11 protein-coding genes and 1 tRNA gene are annotated in these 11,378 nt (G+C 43.5%); 5 read left to right on the forward strand and 7 right to left on the reverse strand.

What is annotated here, in order from left to right:
• Positions 1-112: 112 nt before the first annotated feature.
• Both DFP80_RS10495 and DFP80_RS10500 read right to left on the reverse strand, forming a co-directional pair.
• Positions 113-189, reverse strand: a tRNA-Arg gene (locus DFP80_RS10495).
• 205 nt (positions 190-394) lie between these two features.
• Positions 395-688 carry a putative quinol monooxygenase gene (locus tag DFP80_RS10500; protein WP_113916753.1) on the reverse strand — a complete coding sequence of 98 codons (294 nt, stop codon included), beginning with the start codon at positions 686-688 and terminating at the stop codon, positions 395-397.
• 143 nt (positions 689-831) lie between these two features.
• Here DFP80_RS10500 and DFP80_RS10505 point away from each other — a divergent pair, with 143 nt between their 5' ends.
• On the forward strand, positions 832-1,164 hold the full coding sequence (locus tag DFP80_RS10505) for a c-type cytochrome (protein ID WP_113916754.1): 333 nt from the start codon (positions 832-834) through the stop codon (positions 1,162-1,164).
• A gap of 17 nt (positions 1,165-1,181) precedes the next feature.
• Here DFP80_RS10505 and rep read toward each other — a convergent pair whose 3' ends face one another.
• The 4 genes from rep to DFP80_RS10525 all read right to left on the reverse strand — a co-directional run bounded on the left by rep (position 1,182) and on the right by DFP80_RS10525 (position 6,893).
• Complete coding sequence (rep, locus tag DFP80_RS10510; protein WP_113916755.1) at positions 1,182-3,230, reverse strand: DNA helicase Rep; 2,049 nt, start codon at positions 3,228-3,230, stop codon at positions 1,182-1,184.
• 156 nt (positions 3,231-3,386) lie between these two features.
• Positions 3,387-4,316 carry a bile acid:sodium symporter family protein gene (locus DFP80_RS10515; RefSeq protein ID WP_113916756.1) on the reverse strand — a complete coding sequence of 310 codons (930 nt, stop codon included), beginning with the start codon at positions 4,314-4,316 and terminating at the stop codon, positions 3,387-3,389.
• Positions 4,317-4,474: 158 nt separating this feature from the next.
• Positions 4,475-5,245, reverse strand: coding sequence for a hypothetical protein (locus DFP80_RS10520; RefSeq protein WP_113916757.1), 771 nt, complete (start codon positions 5,243-5,245; stop codon positions 4,475-4,477).
• A 136-nt stretch (positions 5,246-5,381) separates the two neighbouring features.
• On the reverse strand, positions 5,382-6,893 hold the full coding sequence (locus DFP80_RS10525; RefSeq protein ID WP_113916758.1) for a YifB family Mg chelatase-like AAA ATPase: 1,512 nt from the start codon (positions 6,891-6,893) through the stop codon (positions 5,382-5,384).
• Between the two features lie 115 nt (positions 6,894-7,008).
• On the opposite strand from DFP80_RS10525, the gene DFP80_RS10530 reads away from it, so the two are divergent.
• Positions 7,009-7,224 (forward strand): TIGR02450 family Trp-rich protein, encoded by a 216-nt coding sequence (locus tag DFP80_RS10530; RefSeq protein WP_175020613.1) that lies wholly within the window; start codon positions 7,009-7,011, stop codon positions 7,222-7,224.
• A 74-nt stretch (positions 7,225-7,298) separates the two neighbouring features.
• Here the strand turns inward: DFP80_RS10530 and DFP80_RS10535 are convergent, their stop codons facing one another.
• Positions 7,299-7,538, reverse strand: coding sequence for an accessory factor UbiK family protein (locus tag DFP80_RS10535; RefSeq protein ID WP_113916760.1), 240 nt, complete (start codon positions 7,536-7,538; stop codon positions 7,299-7,301).
• A gap of 491 nt (positions 7,539-8,029) precedes the next feature.
• On the opposite strand from DFP80_RS10535, the gene glnK reads away from it, so the two are divergent.
• The 3 genes from glnK (at position 8,030) to DFP80_RS10550 (ending at position 11,376) form a co-directional block, all read left to right on the forward strand.
• Entirely contained in the window at positions 8,030-8,368 is a 339-nt protein-coding gene (gene glnK / locus DFP80_RS10540) for a P-II family nitrogen regulator (protein ID WP_012071322.1), read from the forward strand.
• Positions 8,369-8,407: 39 nt separating this feature from the next.
• Positions 8,408-9,673, forward strand: a complete 1,266-nt coding sequence (gene amtB / locus DFP80_RS10545; protein ID WP_113916761.1) for an ammonium transporter AmtB — start codon at positions 8,408-8,410, stop codon at positions 9,671-9,673.
• Between the two features lie 173 nt (positions 9,674-9,846).
• Positions 9,847-11,376, forward strand: coding sequence for a bifunctional GNAT family N-acetyltransferase/carbon-nitrogen hydrolase family protein (locus DFP80_RS10550; RefSeq protein WP_113916762.1), 1,530 nt, complete (start codon positions 9,847-9,849; stop codon positions 11,374-11,376).
• The last annotated feature ends 2 nt before the right edge of the window (positions 11,377-11,378 follow it).

The raw sequence follows: 11,378 nt of genomic DNA on the forward strand, positions 1-11,378 counted from the left end.
GAGCATGAAAAACAAAAGATTGCGCCGTAGTCACTATGTAGGCACACAAACAAAAAACGGTTAAGTTAAATTGCTAAGAACGGGTTGAAATAAGGGATTGAACAAAAAAAAATGGCACGCCCGAAAGGATTTGAACCTTCGACCTTCGCCTCCGGAGGGCGACGCTCTATCCAGCTGAGCTACGGGCGCATTGCTTGTTGCGTGGCGATGATACTTTGCACGATGCACAGTTAGCCAGAACAAATTTGAGTGCGTATTCTAAAGGAAATCCATCAGGATTCCAGTGCTTAAAGCAATAAAGAGCAGATATAAGCTGTTTTTTATTGCTTTACTATCACTCAGTTATCTCATTAGCTGCTCGTACTATCAACAGCTAACCCATAAGAGAAAAGGCTTAGCCTATTTGATGCAGTTCAGTCACGCTAAAATCAGCAACCATGTCTTTGGTCGATTCTAGAAACACATTGATATGGTCGGTTTTCATATGATCTTGCCAAACGTCGTAATCACTCCAACGTTCGAAGTAGACAAACGCCTCAGCGTTATTATTGTCTTGGTGAAGATCGTATTGCAAACAACCTACCTCCGCGCGAGTTGGCACCAGTAAAACTTCTAGAGCCGTTTTTAATTCAGCCCCCTTACCAGGATGAGCGGTAATATTGGCGACGAGTACTAGTTCCGTGAACATAATTTTTCCTTGTCTAATTAACATGTTACAAAAATAAAGGGGAAGCAAAATACAAAGCTAAACACAAAAAAACACGAGTGAAATCATCTCTTTGTGTTTTAATAACTGTATCGCTTTTAACTCTTCATCGCTAAGGATTCATTGTGATTTTTTCTATCGCGATTTTTACACAACGCATTACTATTGTTGTTTGTCTTGCTCTAACGCTTTCTTCTGTTGCGCATGCTGCACGCTCAGGCGAGGCGCTTTATAACAGCTACTGTATTGCCTGTCATATGAACGGTGTTGCTGGCGCGCCAAAGTTTGGCGATCAAGCGGAATGGCAACCACGAATAGAAAAAGGCATAGACATGTTATTAAAAGATGCGACGAATGGCTTTAAAGCCATGCCGCCGAAGGGGTTGTGTTTTGATTGTAGCGAAGACGAACTGCGCAGTGCGATTCAATATATGATCGATAAGAGCTCAAACTCTTAACCAATTTATTAAGCAACTTAACCGTTCAACATGGCTTTTAGTGCCGACAAAGACGCCTGGCCACGTTCTTTTTTAGAGCTTTCGCCTTCATCACTGCGACCTTCCCAAACAAGATCCTCTTCTGGCAACTCGTCCAAGAATCGACTTGGTAAGCAATCGATTTCTTCACCATATTGACGACGTTTCGCTGCTAAGGTAATACACAAGGTTTTTTTCGCTCGGGTGATTCCCACATAAGCCAAACGGCGTTCTTCTTCAATGTCGTCGTTTTCTATACTGTTTCTGTGAGGTAATAATTCTTCTTCGCAGCCGATTAAAAACACGTGAGGGTATTCCAAACCTTTAGAAGCATGAAGCGTTAGCAACTGTACTTTATCTTCGTCTTCCTCTTCTTCTTGGCGCTCCAACATGTCAATTAATAACAACTTACTAATCGCTTGATCCAAGCCTGCTGTTTCGTCTTCTTCCCATGCAGACTCCATCATTCGTTGAATAGAATCCAACAAGAAACGCACATTTTCGATGCGTCGATCTCCGGCTTTACTGGAAGACGTTTGCTCTTGAATCCAGCCGTAATAATCCATGTCGTGGATCATTTGTTCAATCACGGGGACTGGCGAGGCTCCTTCTAGACGCTGGCGCAGATTCGACAACCAACGCTCGAAATCCTGCAAGCTTTTTAATGAACGGCCGGTAATGGTTTCTTCTAACTCTTTGTAACCTGACGCTTCAAATAAACTCACGCCGCGTTCAGTGGCAAGATTACCAACTTTCTCTAGCGTGGCTGGGCCAATTTCTCGACGCGGCAAATTCACAATACGTAAAAACGCATTGTCGTCCGATGGGTTCACCAAAAGACGTAAATAGCTCATTAAGTCTTTAATTTCTGCCCGCGAGAAAAACGAAGTGCCGCCGTTCATTTTGTAGGGAATACGATACGCCTGCAGCTTAATTTCCAATAGACGCGCTTGGTGGTTACCGCGATATAAGATAGCAAAATCTTTATAGGGAATCTCATGGCGTAGATGACGAGATTGTATTTCTGCTGCCACTCGCTCGGATTCGGCATCTTCGTTACGGGTGACCATAATGCGAATCTGATCACCTTCTTCATGATCACTCCACAAGGCTTTATCATAAACGTGAGGATTGTTGGCAATCAATGTATTAGCGGCTTTTAGTATGGTTTTGGTCGAACGATAGTTTTGCTCCAATTTGACCAATTTCAAACTTGGATAATCGACAGATAAACGCTCTAAGTTTTCTGGACGCGCGCCACGCCACGCGTAGATAGATTGGTCATCATCACCCACCAGAGTAAAACAGCGGCGAAAACCAGCCAACAAGCGGATCAATTCATATTGGCTAGCGTTGGTGTCTTGGCACTCGTCCACCAGCAAGTAACGGACCTTGTTCTGCCAGCGATCACGTAGTTCTGCGTCGGCCATTAATAAACTAACCGGCAAAAGAATTAAATCATCGAAATCCACAGCATTGTAAGCACGCAAATAACGCTGATATTGCACATACACTTGCGCCGCTAGCAGAAACTCTTCGGTATCCGCATTGGTCATAGCCTCTTGTGGCGTTGTTAAGTCATTTTTCCAATTAGAGACGGTATTTTGACAATAGGCTGCGGAATCGGTTTGACCGTTAAATTCTTTGTCGAGGATTTCTTTGATGAGACTAAGCGAGTCTTGAGAATCAAATAAGGTGAAGCCTTCTTTTAAGCCCGCTCGGCGATATTCTTTACGCAGAATACGTAAGCCTAAATTATGGAAGGTCGAAATACTTAAGCCTCGACTTTCTTGTTTAGACAACATACCAACAACACGCTCTTTCATTTCTCGTGCGGCTTTGTTGGTAAAGGTTACCGCAATAATACTGTTTGCCTTGAAACCACAAGTTTGAATCAGATACGCAATTTTTGTGGTGATTACGCTAGTTTTTCCCGATCCAGCACCTGCCAATACTAACAAGGGACCATCTATCTGTTTGACGGCATCTAGCTGACGCTCATTCAAATTCCGAAGACGATGAGATATAGAAGGTATGGACTGACTCATGGAAAACTCTAACTTGTATGACTATTAAAAATTAGCCGTTAGTGTAACCGACAATGAAGAACCTCGCACGAAGAGAAAAATCATAAGAGCAAGAACCAACAAACACAAAAAAGGGATACATAAATAGCATCCCTTTTTTGTAGCTAAGATACCGCCTTATTTAGAAGTGTTTTCTCGGTTATTTTCAGCAACAGGTCGACGACTCCAGTAGCTCGCCAGCAACGAACCTGAAATATTATGCCAAACACTGAATATTGTGCCGGGTAAAGCCGCCATTGGCGTGAAAAACTTCACCGCAAGGGCAGCGGCCAAACCAGAATTTTGTAGGCCCACTTCAAACGCAATCGTACGACAAACACGAGCATCAAAGCCCATCGCTTTCGTGACCCAGTACCCCAATAACAAACCAATGCTGTTATGAATAATCACAGCGGCCGCAACGACCAAGCCCACTTGAACGATTTTGGATGCGCTCAATGCCACCACAATAGCAATGATAAGCACAATGGCAAACATCGAAATATAAGGAAAAATGGGTTCTGCCTTGCGAACAAATGTTGAGAAGAAAGTATTAATCAAAACACCCGCCGCAACCGGAAGAAGAACAATTTTAAATAAGCTCATTAACATACCAACAACAGGTACATCGACGCTTTGTCCAACCATCAAAGACACAAGTAAAGGCGTTAAAACCACGCCCAGCAAAGTCGAAATGGCCGTCATGGAAATAGACAAGGCGGTGTCACCTTTGGCTAAATAACACATAACGTTCGATGACGTACCACCAGCAACACTGCCGACTAGCAACATGCCAACGGTTAATTCCGTATCAAAACCAAACGCAAATGCCACACCAAAGGCTGCGATCGGCATCACTAAAAACTGCAGCAAGACACCAACGCCAACTGCTTTGCCGTTTTTAAGCACTTGTTTAAAATCACTAGGACTAAGCGTTAAGCCCATTGCCAGCATAATCACCGTAAGAAGAGGAACGATTTGAGACTTCAAACCTACGAACATATCAGGTTGAAAAAAGGCAATTGCTGACAGCAAAATAGCCCAAAGAGGGAATAACTGGATAACCATAAGAAAAACTCCACATAAGCCTCCCGTTATTGCCGCAAATAAATCGACAAATACGAGGACGCAACTACTATTTAATTATTATGAGTCCCAGAAACGGGACGAAGATTGTAACGAAATGAAATGCGTTAAAACAGCTTTTATCGCGTTCTCTAAATGTGTCAAAAAGAAACCATCAAAGCGGCGCCCCATTCATTTGACGAATGGTCAGCGGTATAACTTGGCGCACTTTTATTATCGGAGCCAGATGCCTTCCAATGTTTGTAGAAAGGCTCTATCACAATGCCACTGCCATCGGGATTTAAAAATTGCCGAAAGCTCAAATAGAAGTTATAACCTCGCCCCTTGCTCTGCCCAACCATGACAGCTTTATAGGAGTCAGCAGCTCCTAAGCGAGTCTCGTTCTTTGATATCAAAAGATTGTCATATTCAAAACGCCCACCAACAACCCATGAGGTATCCCCTATCAACTCCTGTATTTCAAAACCAATAGGATTATAAAAGTATGTTTGCTGACTTTTATAACCCCTTACAGATGACGTTGATACACGGCCGCTAGAGTTCATTGTTGCGCGTCGGTAACCCAAACCCAAAAATGGTGTAAACCGATACATGCCATTTAGATAGAAAGCACGCCCTATCATGGCTTTTAAATCGTACACTTCACTCTTGATATTCGATATTTTACCTGCGCCTTTATAATCAGCATCACCGCTAGCATAAGTAAGATCGATCAAGGTGACCGAAAAAGGATAATAGGCAGAGAACTTCCCTTTAATCCCGGATAATCCACCAGTCTGAGAAATGTCTTTTTTTTCGCTGTAATCCATAGAAGATAAATAAGGACCCAACTCCAAATCGAAACCACGAGACTCAGCAAAAGTAAATGAGGTAAAAAGCATAGCAAAAAAAGTAAACGGTAATTTAATCATCAAATATCTCTATTTTATTTGCTAGCATTTTATCATCAATGAAATACATAACTCAGTTTTAGATAGGCGTATTATAGATTTAAACGCCACCCTCATCCAAGAATACTAATTTACTTCATTGAGAAATATTCGGCCATTACGAAGATACAGCCATAGACAATGTCTTCTCCATCTTACGATAACTCAGGGATTCCATTAAATGCGCTCTGGTGACCGAAGAATCATTTAAATCGGCCAAGGTAAGCGCGACTTTTAATACTCGATGATAGGCGCGAGCTGAAAGTTTTAATTTTTCTAACGCTTGCTGCATGAACTGCTTGTCATCATCGCTTAACGCACAAATAGCTTCTAACTGACGACCACTTAACAATGAGTTTTGTACACCTTGTCGCGTTCTTTGGCGAAAGACCGCGCGTTCAACGCGTTCGCGTACATAAGCACTGCACTCTCCTTCTTCTTGAGCATTTACTAAGACATCAGAAGGAAGAGGCGGAACTTCTACATGTAAATCGATACGATCTAAAAATGGCGCTGAAAGCTTTTTGAGGTATTTTTGGCTCGCACTGGATTGATAGTAATCTTGTCCGCCACTGTAGGCTTCATTACTGGCGTTCATCGCCGCAACCAGCTGAAAGCGCGCAGGAAAAGTCACTTGACCACGTGCTCTTGAAATATGCACTTCACCGTTTTCCAATGGCTCGCGTAGTACTTCTAATACCTTACGATCAAATTCTGGTAATTCGTCTAAAAATAATACGCCACAGTGAGCCAAAGAAGCTTCGCCAGGCTGAGGTATGGAACCTCCTCCTACTAATGCCGCTGCCGAACACGAATGATGGGGCGAACGAAAAGGTCGCTCGGACCAGTACCAATCAAGACCCATTTTTCGTCCCGCTACCGATTGAACTGACGCCACAGCCAAGGCTTCAGCTTCCGTCATAGCAGGCATGATGCTCGGTAAACGTGAAGCCAACATGGTTTTCCCCGTTCCAGCCGGACCAATAAATAGTAAATTATGTCCGCCTGCTGCCGCGACCTCTAAGGCTCGCCGCGCTTGGTATTGGCCTTTTACATCACGCATGTCTTTATGGTTTAACGGCATGGATTCCGTAGGCTTTGACTCACAACAGGGTAATTTACTTAACTTTAGTAGATGGGCTGTCACTTGGGTAAGATGTTTGGCAAACACGGCATCACCTTCCACTAAGGCGGCTTCTTGCTGATTGTCTTCAGGAAGAATCAGTTGACGATTAGCCTGATGACAGGCAATCGCCGATGGCAATAGTCCGGGAACACCACGAATATCGCCCGACAAAGCCAACTCTCCAATGAATTCGGTGTCGCGTAAATTCAACTCTCCGAGCTGTCCAGATGCGATTAATACGCTGATAGCAATCGCCAAATCGTATCGGCCACCTTCTTTTGGCAAATCTGCGGGGGCGAGGTTTATAGTGACTCGGCGGGTTGGGAACTCAAAGTGGCTGTTGATTATTGCGCTACGCACACGGTCTTTAGCTTCACGTACCGCCGCTTCCGGCAAGCCAACAATATTTAACGAGGGCAAACCATTGGATATGTGTGTTTCCACAGTCACTAAAGGGGATGCCACACCAACTCGGGCACGACTATAAATGGTAGCTAAACTCATGATCACTCCTTGATCGAATTACTTATTTTTGATGTTTATTAATATGAAAAGCAATCCGTCTTTTCACTTTTTTCGTATCTCTATTTTATTCCATTTATAAGGTTACCAAATATCAATGCATCAAATAAATCCTAACAAACTGCTGTTGTCGAAATGGACATCCACATCACCGCAACAAAAAGAGAAGCATTTTATCGTCACAAAACTGATTAGAGATGAAGAAGACATCGTTATTGAATGCATTCTTGAAGCTGTGATCAACAAAAATCAGTATTGCTTGCCTTGGCAAACTCTGGCATTACCAGAAAATTGGCTTCAAGGTTGGAAATAACCCGCTTCAAGCATTTGCATTTTAGTCCGTCGTGCAGATCTGGCTAGTATCTAGGCAAGTGCAATGAAAGCGAATTAGTCGTTTTTCTCTAACTCATTTAAACGCGCTTCTAATACAGCCAATTTTTCACGGTACTTGGCCAGCATCGCCGCTTGTACTTCAAACTCTTCACGGGTGACTAAATCCATTTTACTTAATGTATTGCGAGCCACTTCATGCAGCTGTGCCTGAATTTCTTCTTTTGGCAGCTTACCTAATGTTTCAGCTGCTTGCTCTAATCCAGTTCCAAGCTGCTTTATAAATTGATCAATCATGTCATTCTCTTATTTGCCGTTACAATGCCCAATAGTATAAAAGGCTGAGGAAGGTACAAACAAGTTATCTGTGCTGCATCTTTACATCAATGCACCTTTATCAGCATCTGAACACATAAACTTCGCCTCATTTCTGTGCAACAAGTCAAATTTAGTGGGCATTAATTAAAAGAAGTTCTCTAAATAAGGCTCGACCTACCCTTTTAGCCGAATATATATTTTTCGATCCGAAGCAATAAGATAGGGAGCTCGCCCTATAAAACCTCTTACGACAAGAATGTGCTTGCACCAAGTTAACGCAACAACTCCCCAAGGCAGCCCAATATGCCGCACTTAATAAAGCTATCTGGCACTCTTTTTAATTTCGAAAAGTCGACAAAATCCTTACAAAGCCCTTGTTATAAGGCGATGCAAGATATGGCACGCATATTGAATAAAGCTAAGTACCTGCGATACGACAATAAAACTGACTTTTAAAGGAGACAGTAGGTATGAAGCTTATAACTGCCATCATCAAGCCATTTAAACTCGATGATGTTCGAGAAGCACTTTCTGAAATCGGCGTTCAAGGTATCACCGTAACAGAAGTAAAAGGTTTCGGACGTCAAAAAGGTCACACTGAATTATACCGCGGCGCTGAATATGTAGTGGATTTTTTACCTAAGGTAAAAATCGAACTTGCCATTGCAGACGAAATGACTGACCAAGTGGTTGAAGCCATTACTGGCGCAGCAAACACTGGCAAAATCGGCGACGGTAAGATCTTTATCGTTAACCTTGAACAAGCGGTTCGTATTCGTACCGGCGAGACTGGTGTAGAAGCAGTTTAATCACTGCTCGATTTATACAAGCCTTTAGGGGGGCGAAACATGCAAGATCAAATTTTTCACTTACAATATGCGATGGACACCTTTTATTTCTTGGTGTGTGGCGCGCTGGTTATGTGGATGGCAGCCGGGTTTGCCATGTTGGAAGCAGGTCTAGTACGTGCTAAAAACACCACGGAGATTCTTACTAAGAACGTGGCTTTGTTTGCCATTTCTTGTGTTATGTACCTAGTTTGCGGTTACGCCATCATGTACGGCGGCGACTGGTTCCTTACAGGTATTCAAGATGTAGATGTAGCTTCTACCTTAACTGACTTCGCTGGTCGTGAAGGTGGCTTTGAAGGCGGCGCAATCTACTCTGGTGCTTCTGATTTCTTCTTCCAAGTTGTGTTCGTTGCAACCGCTATGTCTATCGTATCTGGCGCCGTTGCTGAACGTATGAAACTTTGGGCTTTCCTAGTCTTCGCTGTTGTAATGACAGGTTTTATCTACCCAATGGAAGGTAACTGGACTTGGGGTGGCGGTTCTGTATTCGGTATGTTTAGCCTTGGCGATCTAGGTTTCACTGACTTTGCAGGCTCTGGTATTGTTCACATGGCTGGTGCTTCTGCTGCTCTAGCGGGTGTATTGGTACTTGGTGCTCGTAAAGGTAAGTACGGTCCTAACGGTGAAGTTCGCGCTATTCCTGGTGCTAACCTTCCACTAGCGACACTAGGCACTTTCATTCTTTGGTTAGGTTGGTTCGGTTTCAACGGCGGCTCTGTACTTAAACTAGGCGATATCGCCAATGCTAACTCTGTTGCCATGGTGTTCCTGAACACTAACGCGGCGGCAGCGGGTGGTGCTATTGGTGCACTTATCCTAGCTAGAATTCTATTCGGTAAAGCCGATCTAACCATGCTTCTTAACGGCGCATTGGCTGGCTTGGTAGCAATTACGGCAGGTCCTGATACTCCATCTGCTCTAGGTGCGACGCTGATCGGTCTTGTTGGTGGTTTGATTGTTGTTGTGTCTATCCTGACGCTAGACAAGCTTAAAATCGATGATCCAGTGGGCGCGATCTCTGTTCACGGTGTGGTCGGTCTTTGGGGCTTGCTAGCTGTACCACTAACTAACGATGGCACAACATTCGGTGGACAAATCGCAGGCGCTCTTACTATCTTCGTTTGGGTATTCGTTTCTAGCCTAGTGGTTTGGTTAATCATCAAAGCCATCATGGGTGTACGAGTAAGCGAAGAAGAAGAATATGAAGGTGTTGATCTTTCTGAATGTGGTATGGAAGCATACCCAGAGTTCAGCAAAAAATAATACGACCTCATAAAAACGTTTTGATATCAAAACCCTCGCCTCGGCGGGGGTTTTCTTTTTATATGCCGTATTGAGTTAGCGCTATACGCCCTCATAACACACTGATATCTTACTTACTCACACAGATACGCGTTATGATGAGCAATACATAAGACCGATTTACAGAGGCCAACATGCACGACGATTTACATTTAACCATTCGTAACCTAACCAACGACGACTACGACGAAATAAAAGTGCTGATGGATAAGGTCTATCACGATCTTGGTGGCTCATGGCCGGAACATACTATTCATAAGCTGATTAAAGACTTCCCTGAAGGACAGATCTGTTTAGAAGACTACGGTAAAATTGTCGGCTTAGCCTTATCGGTTCAAGTTAGCTACCAGCGCTTTAGTAACCCACATACTTATGATGACCTTATTGATCAAAAAGAAAATATTCTAAATGATGACCATGGCGATGCCATGTATGGTCTAGACGTACTGATCGCGCCAGAATATCGTGGCTATCGCCTTGGTCGTCGTTTATATGAGGCGAGAAAAGACCTTTGTCGCCAACATAACTTGCGCGCTATCTTGGCGGGCGGCCGTATTCCAAGCTACCACGAACACGCCCATGAAATGAGTCCAGCGGAATACTTAGAATCCGTTCGTGAACGCAAAATCTACGATCCTATTCTGACTTTTCAATTGTCGAACGACTTCCAAGTCACTCGTTTACTAAAACGCTACATGCCAGAAGATGAAAAGTCTCAAGGCTATGCGACTTTGTTGGAATGGAAAAACATCTTCTTTGAGCCAGACACCAACGTAATTCGCTCGCGTAAAACACAGGTTCGTATCGGTGCGATTCAATGGCAAATGCGAGAAGTCGAAAGCGTTGATGAGTTATTAAAACAGGTCGAATACTTTATCGACGCGGTTTCTGATTATAAGAGTGACTTTGTTTTATTCCCTGAATTCTTCAATGCACCGCTGATCGGACTGAGCCCAGACCAGAGCAACCAAACTGAAGCCATCCGCTTCTTGGCGAGCTTCACGGAACGCTTTATCAATGAAATGTCACAATTCGCGGTAAGCTATAACATCAACGTCATCACAGGTTCTATGCCAGTGATCGAAGACGACATCGTTTATAATGTCAGCTATTTATGTCGTCGTGACGGTACAGTGGAAGAGCAAAAGAAAATTCATATCACACCTCATGAACGCCGTGACTGGGTTATAGAAGGCGGTAACGAATTACGCGTTTTCAATACCGATGCTGGTCGAGTCGGCGTCTTGATTTGTTACGACGTGGAATTCCCTGAATTAGGCCGTCTATTAGCAGAACAAGACATGGATATTCTGTTTGTACCATTCTGGACAGACACCAAAAATGGCTACTTGCGTGTTCGTCGTTGTGCTCAAGCTCGCGCCATTGAAAACGAATGTTATGTGGTTATTTGTGGTAGCTGTGGCAACCTCCCACAGGTTGAAAACCTAGATATTCAATATGCCCAAAGCTCTGTATTTTCACCTTCCGATTTTTCTTATCCGCATGATGCTGTGATGGCAGAAACCACGCCAAACACGGAAATGATCATGTTCTCAGATCTAGACCTGGATAAGCTAAAATTGACTCGCAGTGAAGGCTCAGTGAACAACCTAAAAGACCGCCGTACCGACCTTTACTCGGTAAATTGGAAAAAATCGAAATAAGC

Origin of the sequence: Marinomonas rhizomae (assembly GCF_003315485.1) — a bacterium.
Lineage (GTDB): Bacteria > Pseudomonadota > Gammaproteobacteria > Pseudomonadales > Marinomonadaceae > Marinomonas > Marinomonas rhizomae.

Coding starts and splice junctions, on each gene's coding strand:
- amtB (WP_113916761.1), top strand. CDS start 8,408: ATGCAAGATCAAATTTTTCACTTACAATATGCGATGGACACCTTTTAT.
- DFP80_RS10525 (WP_113916758.1), bottom strand. CDS start 6,893: ATGAGTTTAGCTACCATTTATAGTCGTGCCCGAGTTGGTGTGGCATCC.
- rep (WP_113916755.1), bottom strand. CDS start 3,230: ATGAGTCAGTCCATACCTTCTATATCTCATCGTCTTCGGAATTTGAAT.
- DFP80_RS10530 (WP_175020613.1), top strand. CDS start 7,009: ATGCATCAAATAAATCCTAACAAACTGCTGTTGTCGAAATGGACATCC.
- DFP80_RS10500 (WP_113916753.1), bottom strand. CDS start 688: ATGTTCACGGAACTAGTACTCGTCGCCAATATTACCGCTCATCCTGGT.
- DFP80_RS10520 (WP_113916757.1), bottom strand. CDS start 5,245: ATGATTAAATTACCGTTTACTTTTTTTGCTATGCTTTTTACCTCATTT.
- DFP80_RS10515 (WP_113916756.1), bottom strand. CDS start 4,316: ATGGTTATCCAGTTATTCCCTCTTTGGGCTATTTTGCTGTCAGCAATT.
- DFP80_RS10550 (WP_113916762.1), top strand. CDS start 9,847: ATGCACGACGATTTACATTTAACCATTCGTAACCTAACCAACGACGAC.
- DFP80_RS10535 (WP_113916760.1), bottom strand. CDS start 7,538: ATGATTGATCAATTTATAAAGCAGCTTGGAACTGGATTAGAGCAAGCA.
- glnK (WP_012071322.1), top strand. CDS start 8,030: ATGAAGCTTATAACTGCCATCATCAAGCCATTTAAACTCGATGATGTT.